Origin of the sequence: Aeromicrobium sp. Leaf291 (genome assembly GCF_001423365.1) — a bacterium.
Classification (GTDB): Bacteria; Actinomycetota; Actinomycetes; order Propionibacteriales; family Nocardioidaceae; genus Aeromicrobium.
In genome coordinates this window covers 480251-506144 of record NZ_LMNM01000003.1, presented here as the reverse complement: position 1 = coordinate 506144, position 25894 = coordinate 480251, and the positions used below count along the sequence as shown (strand labels likewise).

29 protein-coding genes are annotated in these 25894 nt (G+C 72.7%); 15 read left to right on the top strand and 14 right to left on the bottom strand.

What is annotated here, in order from left to right; genetic code table 11:
• The first annotated feature begins 97 nt into the window (after positions 1-97).
• The 5 genes from ASF35_RS16100 (at position 98) to ASF35_RS16080 (ending at position 2803) form a co-directional block, all read left to right on the top strand.
• A complete protein-coding gene (locus tag ASF35_RS16100; protein WP_055969746.1) occupies positions 98-913 on the top strand; it encodes a helix-turn-helix domain-containing protein in 816 nt (271 codons plus the stop codon).
• Complete coding sequence (locus ASF35_RS16095) at positions 910-1572, top strand: ATP-binding protein (protein ID WP_055969743.1); 663 nt, start codon at positions 910-912, stop codon at positions 1570-1572. Before ASF35_RS16100 ends, ASF35_RS16095 begins: the two co-directional genes overlap by 4 nt.
• Positions 1569-2003: an HNH endonuclease gene (locus tag ASF35_RS16090; RefSeq protein WP_055969740.1), complete on the top strand. Its 435-nt coding sequence runs from the start codon at positions 1569-1571 to the stop codon at positions 2001-2003. The genes ASF35_RS16095 and ASF35_RS16090 overlap by 4 nt, the downstream gene beginning before the upstream one ends.
• A gap of 63 nt (positions 2004-2066) precedes the next feature.
• Complete coding sequence (locus tag ASF35_RS16085) at positions 2067-2267, top strand: hypothetical protein (RefSeq protein ID WP_055969737.1); 201 nt, start codon at positions 2067-2069, stop codon at positions 2265-2267.
• A gap of 95 nt (positions 2268-2362) precedes the next feature.
• The gene (locus tag ASF35_RS16080; protein ID WP_055969734.1) at positions 2363-2803 is read left to right on the top strand and encodes a helix-turn-helix domain-containing protein; all 441 of its coding nucleotides are present in this window, start codon (positions 2363-2365) and stop codon (positions 2801-2803) included.
• Positions 2804-2947: 144 nt separating this feature from the next.
• On the opposite strand, the gene acs is transcribed toward ASF35_RS16080, so the two are convergent.
• The 10 genes from acs to ASF35_RS16030 form a co-directional block, all read right to left on the bottom strand.
• On the bottom strand, positions 2948-4960 hold the full coding sequence (acs, locus tag ASF35_RS16075; RefSeq protein ID WP_200931787.1) for an acetate--CoA ligase: 2013 nt from the start codon (positions 4958-4960) through the stop codon (positions 2948-2950).
• A 184-nt stretch (positions 4961-5144) separates the two neighbouring features.
• Positions 5145-6779: a cation acetate symporter gene (locus tag ASF35_RS16070; RefSeq protein ID WP_055969731.1), complete on the bottom strand. Its 1635-nt coding sequence runs from the start codon at positions 6777-6779 to the stop codon at positions 5145-5147.
• Positions 6776-7114 (bottom strand): DUF485 domain-containing protein, encoded by a 339-nt coding sequence (locus ASF35_RS16065; protein ID WP_082480128.1) that lies wholly within the window; start codon positions 7112-7114, stop codon positions 6776-6778. Before ASF35_RS16065 ends, ASF35_RS16070 begins: the two co-directional genes overlap by 4 nt.
• 306 nt (positions 7115-7420) lie before the next feature.
• Complete coding sequence (locus tag ASF35_RS16060; protein WP_055969727.1) at positions 7421-8920, bottom strand: cation acetate symporter; 1500 nt, start codon at positions 8918-8920, stop codon at positions 7421-7423.
• The gene (locus ASF35_RS16055) at positions 8917-9315 is read right to left on the bottom strand and encodes a hypothetical protein (RefSeq protein WP_055969724.1); all 399 of its coding nucleotides are present in this window, start codon (positions 9313-9315) and stop codon (positions 8917-8919) included. Before ASF35_RS16055 ends, ASF35_RS16060 begins: the two co-directional genes overlap by 4 nt.
• 1 nt (position 9316) lies before the next feature.
• Entirely contained in the window at positions 9317-10081 is a 765-nt protein-coding gene (locus ASF35_RS16050; protein ID WP_055969722.1) for a LytTR family DNA-binding domain-containing protein, read from the bottom strand.
• Between the two features lie 20 nt (positions 10082-10101).
• The gene (locus tag ASF35_RS16045) at positions 10102-11232 is read right to left on the bottom strand and encodes a sensor histidine kinase (protein ID WP_055969719.1); all 1131 of its coding nucleotides are present in this window, start codon (positions 11230-11232) and stop codon (positions 10102-10104) included.
• Positions 11233-11794: 562 nt separating this feature from the next.
• Complete coding sequence (locus tag ASF35_RS16040) at positions 11795-12406, bottom strand: energy-coupling factor transporter transmembrane protein EcfT (RefSeq protein ID WP_055969716.1); 612 nt, start codon at positions 12404-12406, stop codon at positions 11795-11797.
• A 24-nt stretch (positions 12407-12430) separates the two neighbouring features.
• Positions 12431-13126 (bottom strand): energy-coupling factor ABC transporter ATP-binding protein, encoded by a 696-nt coding sequence (locus ASF35_RS16035; RefSeq protein WP_055969713.1) that lies wholly within the window; start codon positions 13124-13126, stop codon positions 12431-12433.
• Between the two features lie 41 nt (positions 13127-13167).
• Positions 13168-13776, bottom strand: a complete 609-nt coding sequence (locus ASF35_RS16030; protein WP_055969710.1) for a biotin transporter BioY — start codon at positions 13774-13776, stop codon at positions 13168-13170.
• A 114-nt stretch (positions 13777-13890) separates the two neighbouring features.
• Here ASF35_RS16030 and ASF35_RS16025 point away from each other — a divergent pair, with 114 nt between their 5' ends.
• Positions 13891-14373, top strand: coding sequence for a TetR family transcriptional regulator (locus ASF35_RS16025; RefSeq protein ID WP_055969707.1), 483 nt, complete (start codon positions 13891-13893; stop codon positions 14371-14373).
• Positions 14374-14438: 65 nt separating this feature from the next.
• Complete coding sequence (locus tag ASF35_RS16020; protein WP_055969704.1) at positions 14439-15548, top strand: glycosyltransferase family 4 protein; 1110 nt, start codon at positions 14439-14441, stop codon at positions 15546-15548.
• On the opposite strand, the gene ASF35_RS16015 is transcribed toward ASF35_RS16020, so the two are convergent.
• The 4 genes from ASF35_RS16015 to ASF35_RS16000 form a co-directional block, all read right to left on the bottom strand.
• A complete protein-coding gene (locus ASF35_RS16015; protein WP_156368068.1) occupies positions 15532-16263 on the bottom strand; it encodes a hypothetical protein in 732 nt (243 codons plus the stop codon). The genes ASF35_RS16020 and ASF35_RS16015 overlap by 17 nt on opposite strands.
• A 35-nt stretch (positions 16264-16298) precedes the next feature.
• Positions 16299-16931 (bottom strand): methyltransferase domain-containing protein, encoded by a 633-nt coding sequence (locus tag ASF35_RS16010; RefSeq protein WP_055969699.1) that lies wholly within the window; start codon positions 16929-16931, stop codon positions 16299-16301.
• 31 nt (positions 16932-16962) lie between these two features.
• Entirely contained in the window at positions 16963-17712 is a 750-nt protein-coding gene (locus tag ASF35_RS16005; protein WP_055969694.1) for an FkbM family methyltransferase, read from the bottom strand.
• 103 nt (positions 17713-17815) lie between these two features.
• Complete coding sequence (locus ASF35_RS16000) at positions 17816-18514, bottom strand: FkbM family methyltransferase (protein ID WP_055969691.1); 699 nt, start codon at positions 18512-18514, stop codon at positions 17816-17818.
• Positions 18515-18596: 82 nt separating this feature from the next.
• Between ASF35_RS16000 and ASF35_RS18150 the strand changes: the two genes are divergently transcribed.
• The 8 genes from ASF35_RS18150 to ASF35_RS15960 all read left to right on the top strand — a co-directional run bounded on the left by ASF35_RS18150 (position 18597) and on the right by ASF35_RS15960 (position 25789).
• Positions 18597-19748, top strand: coding sequence for a hypothetical protein (locus tag ASF35_RS18150; protein WP_055969688.1), 1152 nt, complete (start codon positions 18597-18599; stop codon positions 19746-19748).
• A complete protein-coding gene (locus ASF35_RS15990) occupies positions 19745-21013 on the top strand; it encodes a lipopolysaccharide biosynthesis protein (RefSeq protein WP_055969685.1) in 1269 nt (422 codons plus the stop codon). The genes ASF35_RS18150 and ASF35_RS15990 overlap by 4 nt, the downstream gene beginning before the upstream one ends.
• Before the next feature lie 11 nt (positions 21014-21024).
• Positions 21025-21621, top strand: a complete 597-nt coding sequence (locus ASF35_RS18580) for a serine O-acetyltransferase (protein ID WP_055969682.1) — start codon at positions 21025-21027, stop codon at positions 21619-21621.
• Entirely contained in the window at positions 21618-22472 is an 855-nt protein-coding gene (locus ASF35_RS15980) for a methyltransferase domain-containing protein (protein WP_055969679.1), read from the top strand. Before ASF35_RS18580 ends, ASF35_RS15980 begins: the two co-directional genes overlap by 4 nt.
• Positions 22473-22554: 82 nt before the next feature.
• Positions 22555-22806 carry a hypothetical protein gene (locus ASF35_RS15975; RefSeq protein ID WP_055969676.1) on the top strand — a complete coding sequence of 84 codons (252 nt, stop codon included), beginning with the start codon at positions 22555-22557 and terminating at the stop codon, positions 22804-22806.
• A 6-nt stretch (positions 22807-22812) separates the two neighbouring features.
• Complete coding sequence (locus tag ASF35_RS15970; protein ID WP_055969674.1) at positions 22813-24192, top strand: class I adenylate-forming enzyme family protein; 1380 nt, start codon at positions 22813-22815, stop codon at positions 24190-24192.
• Entirely contained in the window at positions 24189-24959 is a 771-nt protein-coding gene (locus ASF35_RS15965; protein ID WP_055969671.1) for an SDR family NAD(P)-dependent oxidoreductase, read from the top strand. Before ASF35_RS15970 ends, ASF35_RS15965 begins: the two co-directional genes overlap by 4 nt.
• On the top strand, positions 24956-25789 hold the full coding sequence (locus ASF35_RS15960; RefSeq protein ID WP_055969669.1) for an SGNH/GDSL hydrolase family protein: 834 nt from the start codon (positions 24956-24958) through the stop codon (positions 25787-25789). The genes ASF35_RS15965 and ASF35_RS15960 overlap by 4 nt, the downstream gene beginning before the upstream one ends.
• Positions 25790-25894 lie beyond the last annotated feature (105 nt).

Sequence of the window (25894 nt, the reverse complement as noted above, 5' to 3'; positions counted from 1 at the left end):
GCACCCTGCGCTCGCCTCTGCGCCTCGCAGGGTGCCGCCGGCCCCGTTCTGCCACCTGACCGCCACGCGGCCCGCACAGCGCCGCTGAGGGAGACACATGTCCACGATCGTCCGCACCACCGCGCCCCACTACGGGCGCACCCCGCGCGAGCTGCTCCGCGATCCGAAGATCACCGCCCGCGCCAAGGCCCTCTACGGGCTGCTCGACGACTACGCCGACAGCGAGGGCCGCGCGTTCCCGTCGCGCCGCCTGCTGGGCGAGTCGCTCGGGTGCTCCACCGACTCGATCGACCGCGCCGTCGCCGAGCTCGAGGCCGCCGGGTGGCTCGCTCGCACCGTCCGCCGGCGTCCCGACCGCACCTTCGCCGCGACCGTCTACTCCCTCGAGTGGTCCCCAGGGGGTAGCCGCACCSGTGCGGCTATGCAGCCGCACGGGTGCGGAGGGGGTAGCCGCACCGGTGCGGAGGGGGTAGCCGCACCCGTGCCCACAGAAGAAGAACCACAAGAAGAAGAACCACAAGAAGCTCTCATGCTCACCGCTGACGCGGCGAGCGAGCGCGCTCCGGCGTCCGGGCTGTCCAAGCCCGAGCGCGACGGCCTGTTCGAGCAGTTCTGGTCGACCTACCCCCGCAAGACGGGCAAGGGCACCGCGCGCTCGAAGTTCGATCGCCTCGCTCGACGCGACGCCGCGCTCGCTCGGGCCGCGATCGACGGCGCCCGCCGCCTGGCCACGGATCCGAACCTGCCTGAACCGCAGTTCATCCCGCACCCCACCACGTGGCTCAACCGGGAGGGCTGGCACGACGAGCCGCTCCCTCCTCGCGCGCCAGCTGCCGGGTTCACGCCCTACGTCGACGCCCCCGCCGCCCACCCGGCCGGCGGCGACTACTTCGGAGAGGACGACCGCTCATGACCACGCTTCCCGCCCACCTGCAGGCGATCCTCGAGCGAGGCCGCGCCACCGCTCGACCCGCTGGCGACGAGGTCGACCTCGAGCCGGACCGCCTCACGGTCGAGGACGTTGCCCGCCGTCGCCGCGCTGCCCGCCGCCGGCTGTACGACGAGTCGGTCCCCGCGCGCTTCACCGACGCCACGCTGGCCGACCTCGCCCCCGCCGCGGAGTGGACCCCGAAGATCGCCGGGTGGCTGAGCTCGGACTCGCCGACGCTGCTGCTCTACGGCGGTGTCGGAGTCGGCAAGACGCACGCCGGCTACGCCGTGCTCCGCGCCGCGGCCGACGCGGGACGCTACGTCGCCGGGTTCCGGCTCGGCGACCTCCTCGACGCCCTGCGCCCCGACGCCGCGCCCTCACGGCTCCCTCGGGTCGCCCAGGACTCCGACGTGCTCCTCATCGACGACCTGGGCGCCGAGCGGGCGACCGAGTGGGCCGTCGAGCAGTTCGAGTCGCTGGTCGACCACCGCTCCCGCGAGGCGCGACGCCTCATCGTGACGACGAACCTCGACGGCGCGACCTTGCGCCAGCGGTACGGCGACCGCGCGCTGTCCCGCCTCCGGGGTGGAGCGACGGCCGTGCAGCTCGCCGGCGCGGACCGACGTCGGGACCTCTGGTGAAGCGCACGCCCATGAAGCGGGGTGCGCCGCTGCAGCGCGGCACGGCCGGCCTGTCCCGGTCCGGGGGAGGCCTGTCCCGCTCGGGCGGCATGCCGTCCCGCCAGAAGCGGATTCCGCCCCGCTCGAGGTCGCGCCCCCGCGAGGGTGTCACCGACGAGGTCGCCCAGGAGGTCATCCGCCGCTCCGGCGGCATCTGCGAGCGGTGTCGCGTCCGCCCGGGGACCGAGCTGCACCACCGGGTGACGCGAGCTCGGGGCGGCCCGCACGACGCGTTCAACCTGGCGCACCTGTGCGGGGAGTGCCACCACGTCTGGGCCCACGGCGAGAACGAGTACCCCTGGCTGGTGCCCGGTTACTTCATCCGGGGCGTCTACCACGGGATCGACGAGGCCTACCGCGCGCAGTACCCGCCGCGCCCCCTCGAGCCATGACTTGATAAACGTCAAGCCCCAATGGTACGCTTCACTTGTCAAAACGAAGGGAGGTGAGGCATCATGAACAAGGACTTGAAGCGGCTGATCAAGGCGCTCGAGGACGCGGGTTACACCGTGGGCAAGACCAAGGACGGTCACCCCACGATTCACGCGCCCAACGGCAACTGGGTCACGAACTTCGCTGGCACCCCCAGCGATCGTCGCGGCTGGCGGAACGGGCTCGCAGCCCTGAAGCGGTCCGGCTTCAAGTGGCCGCCCTAGCGGGCGAACCACTCCGGGCCGGGAGCAGAGCAATTGCTCCCGGTCCGGGTGGGGCCACCATCCTCCCACCCCCACCCCACCACCAGGAGCGCACCATGAAGTTCAACATCGAGGTCGAGCTCGCCGAGCGCGACGTCTCCGAGGCGGCACTCGACAAGCTGCTCGACACCTTCGACGGGCTGCACCCCGCGGCCACCACTTCCGCCCGCGGCTGGATCACCGTGATCCTCACCGTCGAGGCCCCCAACCTGCAGGTCGCCGTCGCATCCGCCCTCGGGCTCGCCCCCGTGCCGGCCGTCAGCGTGACCGGCATGACCACCCGCGAGTACGACCGGCGCGTCGACCAGGAGGTCCCGGCGATGCCCGAGCTGCTGTCCCTCACCGAGGCGGCCGAGCGGCTCGGCGTCTCCCGTCAGGCCGTCCACCAGCGCATCGAGAGCGGGTCGCTGCCGGCGGCCAAGGTCGGCAACGGCTGGGCGATCGCCGCTGCAGCTGTCACGCCTCCGGCTCGCTCGAGGGCGACCGCGCCGGCCTGATCCGCCCCAGCACAGAGCAGCGCCCCCCGGGAAGAATCCCGGGGGGCGCTTCGCGTCCCTGACCGCCAGACCAGAGGAGTACACCGTGCCACCGATGCGTGTCCTACGATAGCGGACCCCCCGAGCGGTGGCGAGCGACGCGCCCTACTCGTCGTCCTCGGCGCCCGCGGAGCCGCGCTGCTGCTCAAGGAGTGTTTGGATAACCGTGGAGTCGGCCAGGGTGGTGGCGTCGCCGACCTCGCGGTTCTCGGCGACGTCGCGCAGCAGGCGGCGCATGATCTTGCCCGACCGGGTCTTGGGCAGCTCGGGCACGACCATGATCTGGCGCGGCTTGGCGATCGGGCCGATCTCCTTGGCCACGTGGTTGCGCAGCTCGGCGACCACGTCCTCGCCCCCGTCACCCGCGGACTCGCGGAGGATGACGAACGCGCACACGGCCTGGCCGGTGGTCTCGTCGGCGGCACCGACCACGGCCGCCTCGGCGACCTTCGGGTGCGAGACGAGCGCCGACTCGATCTCGGTGGTCGAGAGCCGGTGGCCCGAGACGTTCATGACGTCGTCGACCCGGCCGAGCAGCCAGATGGCGCCGTCGTCGTCCTTCTTGGCGCCGTCGCCGGCGAAGTAGTAGCCCTGGGCCTTGAACCGCGACCAGTAGGTCTCCTCGTAGCGGTCGTCGTCGCCCCAGATGGTGCGGAGCATCGACGGCCACGGCTCGGTGATCACCAGGTAGCCGCCCTCGCCGTTGCCGACGGGGTTGCCGGCGTCGTCGACGACCTCGGCGGTGATGCCGGGGAACGCCGTCATCGCCGATCCCGGCTTGGCGGCGGTGACGCCGGGCAGGGGGGTGATCATGTGGGCGCCGGTCTCGGTCTGCCACCACGTGTCGACGATCGGGGTCGCCCCGGCGCCGATGGTGTCGCGGTACCAGACGTAGGCCTCGGGGTTGATCGACTCGCCGACCGTGCCGAGGATCCGCAGGCTCGAGAGGTCGTGCTCGGCGGGGATCTGCTCGCCCCACTTCATGCACGTGCGGATCGCGGTGGGCGCGGTGTAGAAGAGGCTGACCTTCTTGTCGGCGATGATCTCCCACCAGCGGCCCTTGTGCGGGGTGTCGGGGGTGCCCTCGTAGAGCACCTGCGTGGCACCGTTCGCCGTCGGGCCGTACGTGATGTAGGAGTGTCCGGTGATCCAGCCGACGTCGGCGGTGCACCAGTACACGTCGTCGCTCTTGTGGTCGAACGTCGCCCAGAACGTGTACGCCGCCTGGGTCAGGTAGCCGGCCGACGTGTGCAGGATGCCCTTGGGCTTGCCCGTGGTGCCCGACGTGTACATGACGAAGAGCGGGTGCTCGCTGTCGAACTCGGTGAAGCGGTGGTCGGTGGACGACTCGTCGACGACCTCGTGCCACCACACGTCGACGTCACCGTTCCACGGGACGTCCTCGCCGGTGCGGCGGACCACGAGCACGTTCTCGACGGGCGAGGCGTCGCCCAGCTTCGCCAGCGCCTCGTCGACGGCAGGCTTGAGCGCGGAGGCCTTGCCGCGGCGGTAGCCGCCGTCGGCGGTGATGACCAGCTTGGCCTCGCAGTCCTCGACCCGGCTCGCGAGCGCGTCGGAGGAGAAGCCGCCGAAGACGACGGTGTGGACGGCGCCGACGCGTGCCGAGGCGAGCATCGCGATGACGGCCTCGGGGATCATCGGCATGTAGATGGCGATCCGGTCGCCGGCCTCGACGCCGAGCTCCTCGATGGCGTTGGCGGCCTTGGACACCTCGTCCTTGAGCTGGGCAAAGGTCAGGTCGCGCGTGTCGCCGGGCTCGCCCACGAAGTGCAGGGCCACCTTCTCGCCGTCGCCGTTCTCGACGTGGCGGTCGACGCAGTTGTACGCCACGTTCAGCTTCCCGCCCACGAACCACTTCGCGAAGGGCGGGTTGCTCCAGTCGAGCACCTCCTCGAAGTCGGTGCCCCACGTGAGGCGGTGCGCGGCGTCGGCCCAGAAGCCGAGGCGGTCGGCGTCGGCGGACTCGTACACGTCGGCCTTCACGTTGGCCTGCGCGGCCAGGTCGGCGGGGGGCTCGAAGACGCGGTCCTCACGGGACAGGTTGCTGATGCCGTGCTCGCTCACAAGGTTCTCCTCGATCAGGGGGTACGTCTGCATGGTGGCTCAGGTGACAGGGTGCTTCAACTGCGGTTGCGCGGGGGTTGCCCGTTCGCCGGCACCGAGGTCGCTGCACCGGTGCCGTGGTGGCGGTGTCGTCGTGCGGGGTCGGGACGCCCCTGGACACGTCCCGACCCCACCCTTGCGCGTGCGGGGGCCCGGCGCGAACCGGGCCCCCGCGACGTCACTTCTCGGCGCCCGCTCCGGTGAGGGACCGGACCTCGAGCTCGGCGAACCGTGCCTCGCTCTCGGTCTCCTTCGAGGTGACCGTGCCCAGCCAGCCCATGAAGAAGCCGAACGGGATCGAGACGATGCCGGGGTTCTGCAGCGGGAACCAGGCAAAGTCCACCGTCGTGAACAGTGCCGTCTCCGAGCCCGACACCACGGGGCTGAAGACGACCAGCCCCACGGCTGACACGAGTCCGCCGTAGATGCTCCACGTCGCGCCGCGGGTGTTGAACCGCTTCCAGAACAGGTTGTAGAGCAGGGCCGGCAGGTTCGCCGAGGCCGCGACCGCGAAGGCCAGCGCCACCAGGAAGGCGACGTTGAGCTTCTGGCCGGGGATGGCCAGGGCGATCGCGACGCCACCGATGAAGAAGGCCGCGATCCGCGCCACCTTCACCTCCTGCGCCCCGGTGACCTCACCCTTCTTGATCACGTTGGCGTACAGGTCGTGCGCGACCGACGACGCCGACGTCAGCGTCAGGCCGGCGACCACCGCGAGGATCGTCGCGAAGGCGACGGCCGAGATGAGGGCCAGCAGGATGGCGCCACCTGTCGTGCCGGCGCCACCACCGACGGCCTCCGCGAGCAGCGGGGACGCCAGGTTGCCGCCGGACTCGACGATGCGGTCCTTCGCGTCGCCCGTGACGAGCGCCGCGGCACCGAAGCCGAGGACGAGCGTCAGCAGGTAGAAGGTGCCGATGATGCCGATCGCCCAGAGCACCGAGACGCGGGCCTGCTTGGAGGTGGGCACCGTGTAGAAGCGCACCAGGATGTGCGGCAGGCCGGCCGTGCCGAGCACCAGCGCGATGCCGAGCGAGACGAAGTCGATCTTGCTCGTCAGGCTGACGCCGTACTTGAGGCCGGGCTCGAGGAAGGCGCTGCCCTGGCCGCTGTTGTCGGCCGCCTGGCCGAGCAGGTCGGACAGGTTGAAGTTGAACTTCGCGAGCACGAGGGCGGAGATGAGGATCGTGCCGAACATCAGCAGCACGGCCTTGACGATCTGCACCCAGGTGGTGCCCTTCATGCCACCGAACACGACGTACACGATCATCAGCACGCCGACGCCGGCGATGGTGAAGTTCTTCGCCGCCGCGGAGTCGACGCCCAGCAGGAGTGCCACGAGGGCGCCCGCGCCGACCATCTGGGCCAGGAGGTAGAAGATCGACACGACGATCGTCGACGTGGCCGCCGCGGTACGGACGGGCCGCTGCCGCATGCGGTAGGCGAGCTGGTCGGCCATGGTGAAGCGGCCGGAGTTGCGCAGGAGCTCGGCGATGAGCAGCAGCGCCACGAGCCAGGCGACGAGGAACCCGATGGAGTACAGGAAGCCGTCGTAGCCCGAGAGCGCGATGGCGCCGGAGATGCCGAGGAACGAGGCGGCCGACATGTAGTCGCCGCCGATGGCGAAGCCGTTCTGGAGGCCGCTGAAGGACCGTCCACCGGCGTAGTAGTCGGCGGCCGTCTTGGTGTTGCGGCTTGCCCAGAAGGTGATGCCGACGGTCAGGAGGACGACGAGGAGGAACAGCGTCGCCGTGAGGGCCTGGTGGCTGCCGGAGTCCGAGGAGGCGGCGGCGATCAAGGTCTGCGTGCTCACTGGCCGACCTCCTTGTCGAAGCCGACGAGCAGCTCGCCCGCGATGGGATCCATCTCGCGGGCCGAGTAGCGGGCGTACCACCAGGCGATGCCGAAGGTGGTCGCGAACTGCAGCAGGCCGAACAGCAGGGCGATGTTGATGTTGCCGAACACCTTGGTGCCCATGAATCCGGGCGCCCAGTTCGAGCACACGACGTAGAGGAGGTACCAGAGCATGAACGTCACCGTCATCGGGACGACGAACTTCAGGTACCGCCGCCGGAGCTCTGCGAACTCCGGCGTGGAATGGATGCGCTCGTAGGCCGCATGGACCTCGGGCGTGATCTTCTCAGCCACGGGTGGGCACCTCGTCTTCTGCGTGGGGTGGATGTCTGACCGGAGGGAACCGTCGCCGGTGTGACGTGGGTCCCACGGAGCGACGCTAGGGAGCGCGCACACCTGTGCGCCAGGTCACAACGACTCCTGTGCGGTCGGTGCCACGAGGGCTGCGGTGCGCGGCGCGGACGGTGCGACGAGCGGCGGTTCACGCGCGACGAGCGGTGTCGCTCTCTCCCACCCAGGGGTGGATCGTCAGCGAGGTGTCCGTGGTCGAGGATCCACCGATGCAGCCCCTGGTGGTGAGGATCCACCGATGGGGAGGGGTCAGCGCTGGACGTCGATGCGCTCGGGGGTGTGCAGGCGCACCATGGTGCGGGCGACGGTGCTCGGGACGCGGTCGCGCGTGAGCAGCGAGACGCCGATCATGAGACCGAAGCCGACGGGCACGCTCCACATGGCCGGCTGTGCGGCGAGGGTGCCCACCCAGCCGTCGGGACGGGCGGAGATGGCCACCACGGTGCCGAGCAGGGCGCTGAGGCCGCCCCCGGCCATGCCCGCCAGGGCACCCGGCGCCGTGAGCCCGCGCCACCAGATCCCGAGCACGAGCAGCGGGCAGAACGTCGAGGCGGCCAGGGCGAAGGCGAACGTCACCGAGCTCGCGACCGGGATCGGCTCGGCCACGAGGGCGAGGCCCAGCGGCACGAGCACGCAGACGGCCGCCGCGAGGCGCAGCGACGTGATGGGCGAGACCCGCCCGGCCAGCGGGCCGGCCGACGCGAGGCTCTGGCCGACGACGCCGGCGATCGCCATCGTCAGCCCGGAGGACGTGGAGAGGAACGCCGCGAACGCCCCCGCGGTCACGAGGGCCGAGAGCACCTCGCCGAGACCACCGCCGAGCACCCGTCCGGGCAGCTCGAGCACCACGGTGTCCGCCCGCCCGGAGGTCACCAGGTCCGAGGCGTACACCCGGCCGAGGACCCCGTAGACGGTCGGCAGGAGGTAGAAGCCGCCGATCAGTGCCAGCACGATGAGCGTGGTGCGACGCGCCGCATGACCGTCGGGGTTCGTGTAGAAGCGCACCACCACGTGCGGCAGGCCCATCGTGCCGAGGAACGTCGCGATCATCACCGAGTACGTCGTGTAGAGGCCCTGGGCGTCCGTGGTGCCCCACGGCTCGAACCAGGCCTCGGGCGCGACCGGGGACGGGGCGCCGTCGAGCGCCCACGCGCGCAGCAGGAAGACGGCGGGCACGAGGAGGGCGGTCAGCTTGAGCCAGTACTGGAAGGCCTGCACGAAGGTGATGCTCCGCATGCCGCCGGCCACGACGTTGACCACGACGATCGTCGCGACGAGGGCCATCCCCAGCCAGCCGGGTGCGCCGCTGACGGTCCGCAGCGTCAGCCCGGCGCCCTGGAACTGCGGCATCAGGTACAGCCAGCCCACGCCGACCACGAGGAGGGTGGCCGCCCGACGCACCGCCTTCGACTGCAGCCGGACCTGCGCGAAGTCCGGGATCGTGTACGCACCGGAGCGGCGCAGCGGTGCGGCGACGAGCACGAGCAGCAGCAGGTACCCCGCGGTCCAGCCGATCGGGTACCAGAGCACGTCGGGCCCCGAGGCGAGCACGAGCCCGGCGACCCCGAGGAACGAGGCGGCCGAGAGGTACTCGCCGCCGATCGCCGAGCTGTTGAGCGCCGGTGAGACCGAGCGCGACGCCACGTAGAAGTCGCTCGTCGTGCGGCTCACCCGCAGGCCGAAGGCCCCGATGCCGAGCGTGGCGATCGACACGAGCGCCACGGCCGCCACGGCGTAGGACGTGTTCACCGGTGCTCGGCCGCCTCGACGAGGGCGGCGAAGTCGGCCTCGGCGCGCTCGGCCCGCCGCACGTACACCCAGCCGACGAGCAGCAGCGCGGGGTAGACGAGCACGCCGAGGACGATCCACGGCAGCGGTACCGGTCCCACCTGGGTGCGGGCGAGGCCCGGCAGGAGCGTGAAGGCGAGCGGCAGCGACCCGATGCCCACGGCCAGGAGCGTGACGACGGCCAGCGCCGAGCGCAGCTGGGTGCGCACGAGCGAGCGGATGTACACCTCGCCGACGCCGGTCTCCTCGTCGATCTCCTCCCGTGCGCTGCGGCGCACGTGCGCCGGGGCCGTCGACAGCGGGCTCGTGATCCGCACCCGCCCCGACGACGGGGGCTGCTCGGGCGTCGCGTCCACGTCAGCGGCTCCGGTCGTGGATCCGGTCGCGCAGGAGCGGTGTGTGGCGTCGGGAGACCTGCAGCTCGGTGAGCTCGTCGCCGCGGGGCACCACCACGCTGCAGCGGCCGGCCTGCATGCGGACCTCGCGGACGTGTGCGAGGTTCACGGCGATGCTGCGGTGGATGCGCACGAAGCCGGCCTCGGACCAGGCGTCGACGAGGCCGGTCAGGGGGGTGCGCAGCAGGTGGCCGTGGCCGTCGGCGGTGTGCAGGCGCACGTAGTCGCCCTGCGCCTCGACGTGCGTGATGGTGGAGCGCCGCACGAAACGGGTCACGCCACCGAGCTCGACGGGGATCGTCTCGTCGGTCTCGGGTGTCGCCTCCCCGACGTCGACGGCCCGCCGGATGCTCTCGCGCAGACGCTCCTCGCGGATGGGCTTGAGGAGGTAGTCGACGGCGCCCAGCTCGAAGGCGTCGACCGCGTGGTTGTCGTGCGCCGTGACGAACACGATCCGCGGCGGCGTGCGGAACTGCCCGACGATGCGGGCCACGTCGATGCCGGACAGGCCCGGCATCGCGACGTCGAGGAACGCGAGGTCGATCCGGTCGGCCTCGAGCTTGCGCAGGGCCTCGGCCCCGGAGCGGGCCGTCTCGACGACGCCGACGCGGTCGTCGCGCCCGAGCAGGTAGACGAGCTCGTCGAGCACGGGCTGCTCGTCGTCGACGACGAGCGCGCGCAGGCCCGGAGCGGGCTCGGCGTGGCGCGTGCCGGCGACGTCGTCCATCCGGGGAGTGTAGAGCGACATCACGTCCGCGCGTCGGGCGAGAACTTCGGGATCCGCAGCGAGACCTTCGTGCCGAGGCCGGGGGCCGTCTCGACCACGATCCCGTGGTCGTTGCCGTAGACGGCGCGCAGGCGCTGGTCGACGTTGGCCAGCCCGATCGACCCGCCGCTCGCCCGACCGGCGAGGGCCTCGCGCACCACGTCGGGGTCGCTGCCCACGCCGTCGTCCTCGATCTCGATGAGACAGGCGGTGCCGACGTCGCGCGCGACGACCGTGATGTGTCCGGGGCCGTCCTTCGGCTCGATGCCGTGGCGCACCGCGTTCTCGACGAGGGGCTGCACCGCCAGGAAGGGCAGGGCGACGTTGAGCACCTCGGGCGCCACGCTCGACGTCACGCGCAGGCGGTCCCCGAAGCGGGCGTTCTCCAGCGCCAGGTAGCGCTCGATCGACAGCAGCTCGTCGGCCAGGGTCGTGAAGTCGCCGTGGCGGCGGAAGGAGTAGCGCGTGAAGTCCGCGAACTCCAGGAGCAGGCCGCGCGCCCGCTCGGGGTCGGTCCGCACGAAGGAGGCGATCGCGCCGAGGGAGTTGTAGATGAAGTGGGGCGAGATCTGGGCCCGCAGGGCGCGCAGCTCGGCCTCCATGAGCGCGGTCCGCGACGCGGCCAGCTCGCTCAGCTCGAGCTGGCTGGACATCCAGCGGGCCACCTCGGTGGTGGCTCGGACGATGCCGGCGGCGGGGTGGCTCGTGAGCACCACGAGGGTGCCGACGACCAGCTCGTCGACCACGAGCGGGGCGACCACCGCGCGGTCGGAGGCCTGGGTGCGGCCCTCGGCCAGCACGGCCTCCACGAGGGGCGCGGCCAGGGCGTGGTCGCCCTCGCCCGAGGAGGCGAGCACACCGGTGCCGTCGGTCAGTGCGGCGGGAGCCCCGCCCAGCAGGGCCCGGACGTGGGGCAGGGCGCCGGCTGCGCCGTCGGCGTCCAGCCCGGCCCGCAGGGCGGGAGCGGCCAGCGAGGCGGTGTGCAGGGTGGCGTAGGTCGCCAGGTCGTCGGGCCCGCCGAGGGCGGCGTCGGGGCGGCGTGACCGGACCCAGACGAGCCCCACGAGCGCCGTCACGATCACGCCGACGACGGCACCGAGCAGCGCATCCATCCCAGGACCGTAGCGCCTGGGTCGCGCAGTGGCGGTCGGTCGCGGACGGTGCTGCGTTGCTGTGGCGGGGCGTCGGGGCGGGGCTGCGTTGCTGTGGCTGGGTCTCGCGGCGGCCTCCAAAAGGCCTCGACGGAGCGGGAGCGTCGGGCTCGTCCGAGCTCCCCGGCTCCCACTCCGCGTTGTGACGACTTCGCGTCGATCTCGCGGCGATCGATCGACTCCAACGCGTCAGAACGCGCGTTCTGGACAGTTCCGGGGCGTTCGAACCCCTCCGACCGCCCCGCAAGTGTCCGAATCGGGGGCCGCGGCCCGGGAGCCCCGCCGATGCGCTGGGTCCGCTCCGGTCGAGGCCCTTTCGGAGCCCACCGCCACGATGGCGGCAACCGGCGCAGCCCCGACCCCGGGCTCGGCCACCCTCGTCGGCCCCGCCCCGCGTTCTGACGCGTTGGAGTCGATCTCGCGGCGATCGATCGGCTCCAACGCGTCAAAACGCGGGTTTCGGACAGTTTCGGGGCGTTCGAACCCCTCCAACCGCCCCGGAAGTGTCCGAATCGGGGGCCCGTCAGTCGCCGAGGCCGCGCGCGGCGAGGGCGTCGCCGACGTCGTGGGCGTGGGCGACCGTGCGCACGGCGAACGGCGCGAGGGTGGCGCGGGGGCTGCGCTCGAGGCCACGGGCCTTCGCGGCCTCGCGGGTCTCGTCGAACAGCGTCATGACGGTGGGGATGGAGGAGATCGCCAGCGAGAAGGCGAGCGCGACGCGTTCGGGATCGACCCCGAGGGGGCGCAGCACGCCCGCGATGCGCACGATCGCGTCGAGCAGGTCGTCGGTGGCGGTCGTCGCGGTGAAGGTCGTGGCGAGCGCGACGAGGGTCAGCGTCGTCGCCACGATCTCGACGGCCACCGGCCAGCCCCGCTGCCACGTCTGGAAGGCCGCCAGGACGGCGAGCACGGCGAGGAGCGGGCGGATCCCCAGGGCCAGCGAGCGCCACGGCACCCCGGCGTGCACGGCCACGCCGGTCGCGAGGCCGAGCGCGACGACCGGTGGCCAGGGCCCGCGCAGGGCCACCACCAGCACGCCGACGACCACGACCCCGAGCAGCTTGCGACCGGTCGGGATCCGGTGCCAGATCGAGTCGCCGGGCACGTGCAGCCCCAGGGGGAGGGCCCGCCTCATCGACGCCGCCTCATCGAGCCCGCCTCATCGCCGGGCGCTCTCGACGTAGTGCGCGACGGCGGCCTCCGGGTCGGCGTCGACGCTCACGCGCCCGTCCTCGACCACGAGCGCCCGGTCGCAGCGTCGGGCGAGGGCGAGGTCGTGCGTGACGAGGACGAGCTGCTGGGGCATGGAGAGCAGGCGTTCCTCCACCGCGCGGGCGTTGCGCAGGTCCAGCAGGGTGGTCGGCTCGTCGGCGACCACGACGGACGGCTCGCAGGCGAGCACGCCGGCGAGGGCCAGCATCTGCTGCTGACCGCCCGAGAGCGCGTGGACCGACGTGTCGGCGTGCTCGCCCAGGCCGATGTCGGCGAGCACGGCACGGGCGCGGGCCTCGCGCTCGCGCTTGTCGGGGACGTGACGGCGCAACGACAGCGCCACGTCCTCGAGCACGGTCGGCATCACGAGCTGCGCGGACGGCTGCGTGAACACGAAGCCCACGCGGCGACGCACCGCAGGACCGTCGGTGGCCACGTCGAGCCCGTCGACCCGCACGGTGCCGGTCGACGCCGTGACCAGACCGTTCACCAGCCGCGCGAGCGTGGACTTGCCCGAGCCGTTGGCGCCCACGACGACGACCCGCTGCTCGGTGAGGCGCGCGCTGACGTCCCGCAGCAGCGTCACGTGACCGTCGGCGGTGGGTGCCGTGACGGTGACGTCGGTCAGCTCGATCGTCGCCATGGGGTCAGTCTCGCCCAGCCGTCACGGGGTGCTCGCCGGGGTCATCGCCGCGTGAGCAGCTGCGGGAACGCGCGGTGCACGGCGGCGGCCACGACCGCGGCGACGGCGAGCTTGACCAGATCGGCCGGCACGTAGACCGCGGCGCCCTTGAGCGTCGTCCAGAGCGGGGTGTCGGCGTAGAGGGCGATGCCCAGACCGCCGGCGAACCAGCAGATCGCCTCGCCGACCAGCCCCCCGACGGCGACGACGGCGGCCGTCACGGCCACGCCGGCGGCCCGGGCGCGCTCGACCGCGAAGCCGACCGCGAGGGCGACGAACGGGAACGACCACAGGTACCCGGCGGTGACGCCGACGAACGGGGCGAGACCCGCCTGGCCGCCGGCGAGCACGGGCAGACCGATCGCGCCCAGGGCCAGGTAGAGCGCGATGGCCAGGAACCCGCGCCGCGCGCCGAGCACCCCGCCGGCCAGGAAGACGGCGAACAGCTGCAGGGTGACCGGCACGCCGTTGACGCCGAAGGGCAGGGCGGCCACCACGGCGCACACCGCGGTGAGGGCGGCGAACACCGCCACGAGCGCGAGGTCGGTGGTGGTGAGGCGGCGTGAGCGCGGCGAGGCGGTGCCGGACTGGGGTGTGCTGGTGCTGGGCATCGTGCGTCCTTCGGCCTGTGGTCAGGGGGGTGACCAGGGGACTGAACAGCGTTCAGGTGAACGCCGTTCAGGTAGTGTGGCACATCCGCGACCCGACCGGGAGGAGAGACCACCGTGGCGAACAGCCTCGACGACGTCGTGGCGGGCTCCCTGCGCGTGCTGGACTCCTACGGCCTGGAGTTCTGCACCATGCGCCGGGTGGCCGCCGAGCTCGGCGTGCAGCCCGGTGCGCTCTACCACCACGTGGCCGACAAGCAGACCCTCCTGGGTCTCATGGCCGACCGGATCGTGGCCGACGTGCAGGTCGACGCGGACCTCGCCGCCACCTCGACCCGGCTGCGCGCCGCGATGCTGGCCGTGCGCGACGGTGCCGAGGTGGTGGCCACGACCGCCGCGTTCCGGCTCGGGGTCTTCGCGCTCGAGGAGGCGCTCGCCGCGCACAGCGACCGCGACGTCGCCCGCACCCTGCTGCTCTACGTCGTGGGGCACACCCAGGCCACCCAGCTGCACCGCCAGGCCGCCGCCGTCGGCATCGTCGAGGCCGACCCCGACCTCGACGCCTCGTTCCAGCGCGGGCTCGCCATCATCCTGCGGTGAGCGCACCGCAGGGCCAGTCCCGCCGAAGCGGCCCCGCCCCACGTCGGCGTTGCTAGCCTGCGCCTGTGCGGATCGCCTTCCTGGGGAACGGGATGACGGGCTACCTCGATGCCCAGTACCGAGCCCTCCATGCCCTCGGCCACGACCTGCTCGTGGTGCAGCCCGGTTCGCCCGACGTGGCCGTGGGCGCCATGCGCGACACCGCGTTCGGCGACCTCGGCATCGGCGAGTACGCCGACCACCTGCTGTGGTCGAGCGAGCCGACCCGTGCCGAGCTGGTCGAGCGGGTCTCCCGCTTCGACCCTGACGCGGTCGTGATGAGCGCGTGGAACTTCTCGCGGTCCTACCGCGCGGTGATGCGTGCGGTCCCGTCGTCGGTCGTGCGCATCCTGGTCATGGACAACCTCTGGCGTGGGGCCCCGCGGCAGTGGCTCGGCCGCGCCGTGAGTCGCTGGTACGTGGCGACGGTGGCCGACGTGGCGATGGTGCCGAGCGAGCGCAGCGAGATCTACGCCCGCATGCTGGGCTTCGGCCCGGGCGACGTGATCCGCGGCTCGCTCACGGCCGACGACGCCGTCTTCCACAGCGCCGAGCGCACGGCCGAGGAGATCGGGTCCCGGCGGCGCTTCCTGTGGTGCGGGCGCCTCGTCGACCACAAGGGCGTGGACGTCCTGGCCGGCGCCTACCGTCGCTACCGAGAGCTCACCGACGAGCCCTGGTCGTTGGACGTCGTCGGCATGGGACCCCAGGCAGACCTGCTGGACGACCTCGAGGGTGTCGTCCGGCACGGCTTCCTCGCCCCGCCGGAGGTGGCCGACCTGATGCGTCGCTCCTCGTGCTTCGTGCTGCCGTCGCACATCGAGCCCTACGGCGTGGTCGTCCACGAGGCCGCGGCGTGCGGCCTGCCCGTGCTCACCACCGACTTCGCCGGTGCTGCCGCCGGGTTCGTGCAGGACGGCGCCAACGGCTGGGTGGTCCCGGCGGGCGACGTCGAGGCGTGGGCCCGCGCGATGGTGCGCACGAGCGAGCTCCCCGCCGAGCGGCTCGCCGCGTTCTCGGACGTGAGCAGGTCGCTCGCCCGTCGCACGACCCCGGCCACCTGGGCCGCGAACCTCGCCGAGCAGGTCGAGCGTCGACGAGCGGCCGGCGGGGGTCGGCTCAGCGTGGGGGCTTGATCCAGAGCGCGGTGTCCCACACCCCGTTGGTGGTCCAGAGACGGCGCCATCCACCGGTGCGCTCGGCGAACTCCGCCCAGGGGGTCGTCGCCGGACGGCTCACGTGCCACGGGGAGCGTGTGGTGGACGGTAGGTAGGTCTCGGCGTTGTCGAGGACCAGCAGGCCGCCCGGTCGCAGCAGGGAGAGCGCGCGCAGAGCGCATCGGTCGCGGTACTCGCCGTCGACGAGCACGAGGCCCAGCGACTCCGGCTCCAGCTCGGGCACCGCGCCGACGTAGGCCGCCTCGTGCTCGGGGGTCTCGTAGCCCAGCTCGTCGAACGGCACGAGGTGCAGGTCGACGTTCGTGATCCGCTCCGTGCGCAGCCTCGCCGCGAGGTCGTCGTGCCAGGCCCGTGCCCCCTCGATCGAGGTCACGGCGGCGAGCCGCTGGGCCAGCCAGAGGGTGGTGCCGCCCGAGCCCCACTCGAGGGCGCGGTCGTCGGGGAGCAGCAGCTCGTCCAGCGCCTCCAGGGCGTCGGCCGTGATCCACGGTGGCTTGTCCGCGCGGCGGGCCGCCCACCGCGTGGACAGCGCGTCGGCGACCGTGCGCGGGAGCGTGCGTGGCCGCAGCTGCAGCGTCGGCGCCAGGTGGCCCGGCCGGCCGGCCGCCCACTGCGGGTGGCGACGACGCCAGACCGATGTCGCCAGGGCGGACGTCACTCTTCCCGGTGGCATGGCAGGAGGATAGGGCAGCGTCGGCAGGTCGGACGTCAGCGGATCGCCTCGACGGCCATCTGCGCGCCGCCCTCCTCCACCCGGTTGTCGAGCCCGTCGAGCTCGGGGTGGTCGCTGCGTCCGAGCTCGGCGCGGGCGACCGACGAGAACCCGGCGCGGGTCAGCTCGGCCGCGAGGGTGGCGTCGTCGTACACGTAGCCCTCGTGGTGGCCGAACGAGGCGATCGGGATCCGGACCCAGTCGAGCGGGTGCTCCACCGTCAGCCCCATCTCCTCGTAGACACGTGCCTCGGCGTCGCCCCGCGGGGACGTGCCCGCGAGGTAGCGGTCGACGTGGGCGCGCAGGTCGGGGGTGACGAAGCGGATGACGCCGCCCGGGCGCAGGCACCGGTGCGCCTCGGCCATGAGGGCGCGGCCGGCCTCGAGCGGCAGGTGCTCGATGACGTTGTCGGAGTAGACGTGGGAGAGGGCGCCGTCCTCGATCGGCCACGGGGCCGTGGCGTCGAGGTAGAGCCGGGTGACCGCGTTGACGTTCGTGACCACCCAGCCCGGCCGGGGCTCGATGCCGCCGATCTCGAGCTTGAACGGACGCGCCGCCGACGCAAGGGCTCGACTCGCCCTCGCGCGGGCGAGCGGGGTGTTGGCGGCCATCACGGCGGGACGGACCACGGATCGGACTCGAGGGTGCACGGATGTCTTCCTAGCGGTCGTGGGAGGTGAGGACGAAGAGACCGTCGACCTGCAGGAGGCGACCGTCCTGGTCGGAGAAACCGGGCTCGAGCTGCTGGAGCCGGTAACCGGCCGAGGCCAGGTCCTGCACGAGCTCGTCGTGCAGCCGCTGGCCGGCGTAGAGCTCGACGAACGACAGCTCCAGCTGCACGGCCCCGAACCGGCCGAGGAGGTGGCCGGCGCCGGCGAGCACCTCGTCCTCGAAGCCTTGCGTGTCGATCTTGAGCAGGGTGCGCGCGGGGTCGATGCCGTGCTCCTGGACGATCGCGGCGACGGTCGTGACGGGCACCGTCTCGCTCGCGACGTAGTCCGACCCGGGTGCCGCGGTGCGGTGCTTGTCGGTCATGGCGCGGATCGAGGAGGAGAAGGAGTTGGCGGAGACGTTGATCCGCGTGCTGCCTGGCTCCGCACCGACCGCCGTGTGGTGCACCGACCACGCCGGGTCCTTGGCCGCCCTGGCGCTGAGCACCGCGTACGCGCCGGCCAACGGCTCGAAGCCGTGGATCGTCCCGCGGAAGCCTGCGCTGCGCAGGAGCGTGGCGAACTGCCCGACGTTGGCTCCGACGTCGAGCACCGTGTCGATGTCGCGCGAGCGGAGGGTCTGGGCGAGGTGCGAGGAGTAGGAGCCGCGACCGATCTGGAGGTCGGCGCGCTGCAGGGCTCGTCGCAGCGCGAGCTTGGCGGTCTCGCGCACGCGGTTGGCGATGGTCTGGTCGGTCACGGGGCTCCCTCGGGCCGGGGTCGGCACCCGTTCAACCGTCGAGCGCTGGGGAGGTTACGTGCGTTCGCGCGGCGGGTGGGGCCAGGCCGCGGCCCGAGCTCGCTCACGTCCGGACGAACACGCCGTCGGCCTGCAGCAGGCGCCCGGACGGGTCGCTGAACCCGGCGTCGATGGCGGCCATGGTGAACCCGTGGTCGTAGGCGAACGAGACGGCCTCGTCGACCAGCATGCCGCCGGAGTACAGCGGCACGAACGACAGCTCGAGCTGGAGCCCGACGGCCCGCTCGAGCATCGTCGGGCCGCCCGCGAGCACCTCGCGCTCGAAGCCCTGGGTGTCCAGCTTGAGGAACGGTCGACGGGCGGGGTCGTCGGCGAGCTCGTCGTCGAGCCGCGCCACCGTGATGGTCTCGGTGGCGACGTAGCCGACCTCGGGTGCCGCGGCCACGTGACGCTCGTCCATCGGCAGCAGCGAACTGCTGTCGCTGTTGGAGGCGACGTTGATCTCGGCCTCGCCGGGGGAGGAGCCGAGTGCCCGGTTCCGCACGTCCCAGGCGGGGTCGTCGGCGGCGGCCGCCGCGAGGTCGGCGTAGGCGGCGGCGAGCGGCTCGAACGAGACGAGCCGTCCGGTGTACCCGAACGAGCGCACCTCGCGGGCGAACCCACCTCGGGCCGCACCCACGTCGACGACGAGGTCGACACCGGCGGCCGCCAGGATCCTCTGGCGCCGGGCGCCCGGGTGACGACGCAGCGCGAGGCCCCGTCGGGCCAGCGTCTCGACGGCGGTGCTCCTGAGCCAGGACATCGACACTCCTCTCGGAACCGGTCGGGAGGTCCCGGGGACGAATGTAGTCTTGGCGCGCCTCAGGACGACGACAGGAGCGCGCATGGCGGACCACGTGGCGACGCTCGTCGTGGATCCGGACCACACGGGACACCACTTCCAGTCCGTCTCCTTCGTCGTCGAGCAGGCGGTGCTCGGCGGTCCGGTGGTGCTGCTGACGTCGCACGGGGCCCGGGTCACCGAGGAGTTCGCGGCCCACCTCGCGGAGCTGCACGACGCCGGACGGGTCGAGGTCGTGGAGGCGCTCGACGGAGTCCTGCCGGCCACCGATGCCGTCGCGCGGGAGGTGGCCCGGGTCTGCCGCGAGCGCGGCGACGTCGGGCACGTGCTCGTCATGGACGGTGACCAGCCGCTCAAGCGCTGGTGGCTCGTGGCCCCCCGGGCGTTGAAGGACCTGCCGACGCGGCCCCGCGTGACCTTCATGCTCACCCGCTACCCGGCCCGGCTCGCGCTCACCGACCGCACCGGTTGGCGGCTGCGCGTGCCGAAGGCCACCCTGGCGCTCGTCGCCATGGCCCGACGGTGCCTGCACCGCGTCGTCGGGTTCTCCGGGCGCGACGACGTCGGGACCGGCTGGGTGGTCCGACGGATCGGCGATCCCAACGACGGGACCGCGCACGCCTCCGAGCGTGCACGGTGGCGGGCCGAGCTCGACCTGCCGCTCGACGCCCGGCTCGTCGGAGTCTTCGGGTTCGTCAGCGAACGCCGCAACGCGCCGATGATCCTCGACGCCCTCGTGGCGGAGGACCTGGACGCGGTCCTCGTGGTCGCCGGCGCGCTCACGCCGGAGGTCCGTGCCTGGGTCGAGGGTCTGGCGCCCCACCCGCGCGAACGCCTCCTCGTCCGCGACGCCTACCTCGACAACCCGACGCTCGACCGCTACATCGCCGCCATGGACGCGATCCCGCTGCTGCTCACCAACAACGGCCCGAGCGGCATCATGGGCAAGGCCGAGTCGGCCGGGGTCCCCGTGGTCACCGCCGGGTCCGTGGTGCGCGCCCGCGAGGCCCGTGCCCTGGGGGCGGGCGAGGCGTGCGACCTCGAGGTCGCGTCGGTCGGTCGGGCCCTGCGCACCGTGCTCGCACCGGGGTACCGGGTGACGACCAGGGAGAGCGACCTCGTCACGCCCGCCCGATACGCCCGCGCCATGCTCGGTACGTCGGAGCCGCGCGGACGACCGGACGAGAACCCGTGACGACCACCCAGGAGAGTGGGCGCTGGGGGGAGCGGATCGCCTGGCTCGCCGTCGTCAGCGGTGGCTTCGTCGTGCAGCTGCTCATGACGGTCAGCGGCGTGATCTCCGCCCGTCTGCTCGGCGTGGAGGGTCGCGGTGAGGTGGCCCTCGTCGTCGCCCTCTCCGGCACCGGAGCCGCCTTGACGCTCGGTGGGAGCCTGCCCAACGTCGTGATCAAGCGTCTCGCCGACCGAGGTCTCGCCGCACGCGACGGTCTGGGGCACCTCGCCCGGCGGTGGTCGGTCGTGGCCGTGCTCTGCGCCGTGCCCTTCGGCGTGGTGTTCGTGCTGACGCACGGCGACCTCTCCGCCTCGAGCACGTGGTGGCTGGGTGCGGCGGTGGTGCTGCTCGCACTCGAGAACATGGCGTTCCGCATCGTCACCTCGGCGCTGCTGGGGGAGGGCTCGTCGATGGCGCGGGTGGCCGTGGCGACGTTGCTCCCGCAGACCTTCGTCACCGCGAGCCTCGTGGTCGTGCTGATCGTCTCCGGCAGCGCCACGGCGCTCGGGGTGTGCCTGGTGATGGTGGGCTCGTTCGCACTCGGTCTCGTCGTCGGCGTGCGCCTGCTCGCGCCTCGACGCGGAGGGGAGCCGCTCGAGGAGTCCGACCTGTGGCGACTGGCCCGGTCCACGTACGTGGGCACGCTGGGCCCGATCGACGGCCTGGGCCTCGACCGCATCCTCGTGGGCGCGGTCGCCGGCACGGTCTCGCTCGGCCTCTACGCCACCGCCGGGGCCCTCGCCTCGCTCGCGGCCATGCTGGGATCCGGCATCGCCGTGGTGCTCCTGCCCCGCTTCTCCTCAGCCCAGGCCGCGGCCGACGGTGACGGCCGGCTCGTGCGCCGCAGCCTGGCCCTCTGCGTGGGTGTGCTCGTGCCCATCGTCGTCGTGGTCACCGTGCTCGCCGAGCCCGTCATCGAGATCGCCTTCGGCTCCGCGTTCCTCGACGCCGTGCCGATCGCCCACTGGCTCGTCCCCGCGATGGGGCTGCTGGGCCTGCGCCGCGTGCTCATCGCCATCCTGCAGGGGCGGGAGCGCGGCGGCACGGCATCGCGGATCGAGTTCGCGCTGACCCCCGTCATGGTCGTCGGCGTGGTGCTGGCGGCGGGGTCGGAGTCGGCGACCGCGGTGGCGGTCGTGCTGCTGGGCGTGGCGATCGCGAGCGTGTCGCTGCTGTCGATCGCGGTTTGGCACACAACGCCCCGAACCCACCCTCCGGTGCCCTAGGCTGACGCTCGATGGTCACCGAATCCGGGGTCGCCTCGTCGCCCGACCACCTCAGCTTCTCCCAGCTCGTCTTCTCCGACTACGAGCGCTACCGCCCGGGAGCGCGGGCCTCGTGGCCCGCCGTGATGGTGCGGCTGCCCTCGTTGCCGGGTCTGCTCGCGAGCCTGATCCTGCGGAGCCAGCAGTGCCTCTACCGCGCAGGACGGCGCCGTCTCGCCGACCAGCTCCGCACCCTCGCCAACGTGCTCATCGGTGCCGACCTCGGCGCCGGCATGACGGTCGGTCCCGGCTTCATGATGGCTCACCCGGTGGGCACCACCATCGGCTTCGGGCTGGTCATCGGGCGTGACGTCACCTTCGCCGGCGGGGTCACCTGCGCCGCGCGGTACTACGACGAGCGCGGTGCCGACAACCAGGAGTTCGCGACGATCGGCGACGGCGCGGTCATCGGTGCCAACGCCGTGCTCGTCGGCGGCGTCACCATCGGACGCCGCGCCATGGTCGGAGCCAACTCCGTGGTCCTCTCCGACGTGCCCGACGGGGCCGTCGTCATGGGCTCGCCGGCCCGCCGGGTCGGCTCGCGCGACGTGACGGAAGCAGCCTCATGAGCCAGGGACCCACCTACGAGCCGGCCGCCCACTACGACCACGTCACGGCAGCGTGGCAGCTCCTGCTGGGCGACGAGCTGCACTACGGCGTCTTCGACGACGGCGACGAGCCGCTCGACGTCGCCACCGCGGCGCTCACCCGCCGCATGGTCGAGGCCGCACGCCTCCCGGAGGCCTCCGCCTCCGGCACGACGCTGCGGCTGCTCGACGTCGGCTGCGGGTCGGGTGGTCCGGCGCGCGCCCTCGCGACCGGCTTCGGCGTCGAGGTCGTGGGCATCACCACGAGCGCCGTCGGTGTGCAGACGGCACGGAAGCGCGCCGCCGACCTCGGCGTCGACGGCGTGAGCTTCGAGCAGCGCGACGGGACAGCCAACGAGTTCCCCGATGCGTCGTTCGACGTGGCGTGGGCGCTGGAGTCGGCGCACCTGATGCGTGACCGTCCTGCGCTGCTGTCCGAGTGCGCCCGGGTGGTCCGTCCCGGCGGGCGGGTGGTCCTGTGCGACCTGCTGCGGCACCGCGAGATCCCCTTCGCCGAGGTGCGCGCACGACGCCAGGACTTCGCGACCCTGCGCGAGGCCTTCGGCGACGCCCACTTCGAGCCGCTCGCCTACTACGCCGACGGACTGGCTGCGCTCGGCCTCGAGGTGGAGGTGGCCGACGACCTCACGCAGTCGACGCTTCCCACCTTCGACCGCTGGCGTGCCAACGCCGCCACCCACCGCGACGAGGTGGTCGAGCTCATCGGGCAGGAGGGGCACGAGGCCTTCGTGCGCTCGTGCGACGTGCTCGAGGAGTTCTGGCGCGACGGCACCTTCGGCTACGGCCTCGTGGCCGCCCGTCGACCCGACTGAGTCCGCACGTGACGCCCGCCCGGTCACGTCGTTGTGCACGGCGTGGCGGACCAGCCACCTTCCCCGAGACGCAGGAGACAGCATGAGCACCGCGCCCGCCGACGTCGAACGCACGGTCGTCGCGTTCCTCACGAGCCTCGACAAGCTGCCCGAGGGCTTCGACGCCACGACGCCGCTCTACGTCGGGGGCGCCGACCTGGACTCGCTCGAGACCGCCGAGCTGTCGGCCACGCTCGAGGACGAGCACGGCAGCGACCCCTACTCCGCGGGTGACATGCCGCAGACGCTCGCGGACATCCAGGCGTTCTACGCCTCGGTCGCCGGCGCCTCCTAGACCGTCGTGCACGAGCTGCTGCGCCGGGTCGCCGACGTCGACCCCGACCGGGTGGCCGTCGTGACCCACGACGGCTCGTGGACGTACGCGCAGGTCCTCGAGGCCGCCGAGCGTGCAGCGTCGGCACTGACCGACCTCGCCGGCGACGCGCAGGGCGGCCGCCGGCTCGGCGTCGTCGACTTCGAGGCGGCCGACGTCGTGCCGCTGCTCGCAGCCGCCTCGCTGGTGGGGGCGGAGGTCTGCCTCTACCCGCCCGTGGAGCCGGACGAGATCGCCGACCTGGCACGTCGGCTCGACCACGAGGTGCTCGTGACCGACCGCGACGACCTCGACGGGGCCGCCGCCACCGTGCTCGACGTCCGCGACCTGCTCGACGACGGCCCCCGCGGGCCCTCCGCCGCGGCCGTCGCGGACGCGGACGCCCGCCCCCACCTCGTCCTCACCACCGGCACCACCGGCGCACCACGGGGCGTGCGGCACGACTGGGAGCGGCTCCTGCGCGGGGTCCGCCGGGTCGGCCCCGCTCCCGAGCAGCGCTGGCTGCTGGCCTACGGCCTGCACCAGTTCGCCGGGCTGCAGGTCCTTCTGCACGTGCTCGCCGCGGGCGCCACGCTCGTGGCTCCCGCACCGCGCCGCCCCCGCGAGGGCCTGGCCGCCATGCGCGCGCTCGGCGTCACCCACGCCAGCGCCACCCCCACCTACTGGCGCTTCCTGCTGGCCGAGGCGCGCGGGGACGGTCTCGGTCTCCCGCCGCTCGAGCAGGTCACGATGGGTGGGGAGGCGATCCCCGGTCCGCTGCTCGGCGACGTGCACGCGGCGTTCCCCTCCGCCTCGGTGTCGCAGGTCTACGCCGCCTCCGAGTTCGGCTCCACCGGGTCGCAGCGCGACGACCGCCCGGGCCTCTCGACCGACGTCCTCGACCGCGGCGACGACGCCGACGTCGACCTGCGGATCGTCGACGGCGAGCTGTGGATCCGGTCGCGCACCGGGATGCTCGGCTACCACGGCGACGAGCCGGTCGACCCCGACGCGTGGCGCCCCACCGGGGACCTCGTCGAGGTCGTCGACGACCGCATCCTCTTCCGCGGCCGGTCCTCGGAGGTGATCAACGTCGGCGGGGTCAAGGTCCACCCGCTGCCGATCGAGGAGCGTGTCGGGGCGGTGCCCGGCGTCGACGTCGCCCGGGTGTTCGCCCGCCCCAACCCCATGACGGGGTCGGTCGTGGCGCTGGAGGTCGTGGCCGCTCCCGGGCACGACCACGACGCCCTCAAGGCGAGCCTCAAGGCCGCCTGCGCCGACCTCCCATCCGCAGCCCGCCCCCGCAGCATCCGCTTCGTCGACGACGTCGCGACCGCCGGCGGGAAGATCGTCAGGAGACAGCAGTGACCAGTACCGAGCAGACCGGGCAGACCGAGCAGACCGGGGGCCGCGTCGTCATCGTCACCGGTGGTAGTCGTGGCCTGGGTGCCGGCATCGTCCGCTCCTACCTCGCCGAGGGCGACCTGGTGGCCACGTGCTCGCGCAGCCGCACCGACGAGGTCGACGCGTGGGAGTCCGACCCGGCCACGGCCGACCGCTTCCTCTTCCAGCCGGCCGACCTGTCGCGCGTGGAGGACGCCGAGGCGTTCGTGAAGGCCGTCGTCGACCGGTGGGGACGGGTCGACGTCCTCATCAACAACGCCGGGGTGGCGCGCGACGGGATCCTGGCACTGTTCTCCGACGACGACGTCGACACGGTGGTCGACCTCAACATCAAGGGCACCGTCTACATGACCCGCCTGGTCAGCCGCCGCATGCTCGCGCGGCGCAGCGGCCACATCGTCAACATCTCGTCCATCGTCGGCCTGTCGGGCTACCGGGGACTCGCCGTGTACAGCGCGTCGAAGGCGGCGCTCGACGGCATGACCCGGGCCCTCGCCCGTGAGCTCGGCTCGCGCGGGATCGTGGTCAACGGCATCGCCCCCGGCTACCTGCGCACCGAGATGAGCCACGGCCTCGACGAGGGCCAGCTGGTCCAGATCGAGCGGCGCACCCCCGCCGGTCGCCTCGGCGACCCCGAGGACATCGCCCGCGTGTGCCGGTTCCTCACCGACCCCGCGAACACCTACCTCACCGGGCAGGTCCTCGTCGTCGACGGTGGTCTGACGGCGTGACCGCCCCGGACCCGTCCGGGGCGGACGGCGCGCCAACGCTGCCGCTGCCGGTCCGCGTGCTCGTCAAGGGTGCGTCGACCGTCAACTGGATCTCGTGGATGGGCGGCCCGCGGACCGACTTCATCCTGCCGCGGGTCATCGAGGAGCGACTGCTCGCGAGCGGACGGCCGTGCACCGTCCAGACCCACAGCGTCGCGTCGGAGCCCACCCACGGCGTCCTGCAGACGTGGGAGCGGGAGGTCCTGGGCTTCTCGCCCGACGCCATCGTGCTCGTCTACGGCCACTACGAGACCATCCACCTGCTGCTGCCCCGGTGGCTCGAGCGTCATGCCAACAGCCTGCGCGGTCGTCCGCGACGGGTCCGGCTGCTCTACCGGCGCCGCGTGGTCCGGCCGGTCTGGATGTTCCTGGCCCGCGTGCAGGCCGCGGTCGACGTGAGGGTCGGGCACCGTGTCCGCACCCGTCGCCACGAGAAGGTGGTCGCCGACCTCGAGGCGTACGTCCGCCACGTGCGCAAGGTCGGCAGCCCGCTGGTGCACCTGGTGGAGCTGCTGCCCCCGCACGAGAAGTACGTGAGCTGGTTCCCGGGCATGCCGCGGCGCATCCACCGCATGAACGAGGCGCTCGACGACCTCGTGCGCCGGTTCGACGACCCCGAGGTCCGGTTCGTGCGTGTGGCCGACCTCGTCGACAGCGTGGCGGGCGGCGATCTCGCGGTCGCGATCCCCGACGGCTTCCACTACTCGCCGGCGATGCACCGCGCCATCGGCGAGCGGATCGCGCAGAGCATCGGCACCTGGGCCGACGGCCAGCCGCACCTCTCCCGCTGAGCGACCGCTCCCCGACCGTGTCGGGGCCCGTCGTTCCCCGAGCCTGTCGAGGGGTGGTCCCTGAGCTCGTCGACGGGCTCATCGACAGGCTCGGAGGGCGGTGCC

Excerpts from the sequence above, each read along its gene's own strand:
- ASF35_RS16095 (WP_055969743.1), top strand. The coding sequence starts at position 910 with ATGACCACGCTTCCCGCCCACCTGCAGGCGATCCTCGAGCGAGGCCGC.
- ASF35_RS16085 (WP_055969737.1), top strand. The coding sequence starts at position 2,067 with ATGAACAAGGACTTGAAGCGGCTGATCAAGGCGCTCGAGGACGCGGGT.
- ASF35_RS16080 (WP_055969734.1), top strand. The coding sequence starts at position 2,363 with ATGAAGTTCAACATCGAGGTCGAGCTCGCCGAGCGCGACGTCTCCGAG.
- acs (WP_200931787.1), bottom strand. The coding sequence starts at position 4,960 with ATGCAGACGTACCCCCTGATCGAGGAGAACCTTGTGAGCGAGCACGGC.
- ASF35_RS16050 (WP_055969722.1), bottom strand. The coding sequence starts at position 10,081 with ATGGACGACGTCGCCGGCACGCGCCACGCCGAGCCCGCTCCGGGCCTG.
- ASF35_RS16045 (WP_055969719.1), bottom strand. The coding sequence starts at position 11,232 with ATGGATGCGCTGCTCGGTGCCGTCGTCGGCGTGATCGTGACGGCGCTC.
- ASF35_RS16040 (WP_055969716.1), bottom strand. The coding sequence starts at position 12,406 with ATGAGGCGGGCCCTCCCCCTGGGGCTGCACGTGCCCGGCGACTCGATC.
- ASF35_RS16035 (WP_055969713.1), bottom strand. The coding sequence starts at position 13,126 with ATGGCGACGATCGAGCTGACCGACGTCACCGTCACGGCACCCACCGCC.
- ASF35_RS16030 (WP_055969710.1), bottom strand. The coding sequence starts at position 13,776 with ATGCCCAGCACCAGCACACCCCAGTCCGGCACCGCCTCGCCGCGCTCA.
- ASF35_RS16015 (WP_156368068.1), bottom strand. The coding sequence starts at position 16,263 with ATGCCACCGGGAAGAGTGACGTCCGCCCTGGCGACATCGGTCTGGCGT.
- ASF35_RS16000 (WP_055969691.1), bottom strand. The coding sequence starts at position 18,514 with ATGTCCTGGCTCAGGAGCACCGCCGTCGAGACGCTGGCCCGACGGGGC.
- ASF35_RS18150 (WP_055969688.1), top strand. The coding sequence starts at position 18,597 with ATGGCGGACCACGTGGCGACGCTCGTCGTGGATCCGGACCACACGGGA.
- ASF35_RS18580 (WP_055969682.1), top strand. The coding sequence starts at position 21,025 with ATGGTCACCGAATCCGGGGTCGCCTCGTCGCCCGACCACCTCAGCTTC.
- ASF35_RS15980 (WP_055969679.1), top strand. The coding sequence starts at position 21,618 with ATGAGCCAGGGACCCACCTACGAGCCGGCCGCCCACTACGACCACGTC.
- ASF35_RS15975 (WP_055969676.1), top strand. The coding sequence starts at position 22,555 with ATGAGCACCGCGCCCGCCGACGTCGAACGCACGGTCGTCGCGTTCCTC.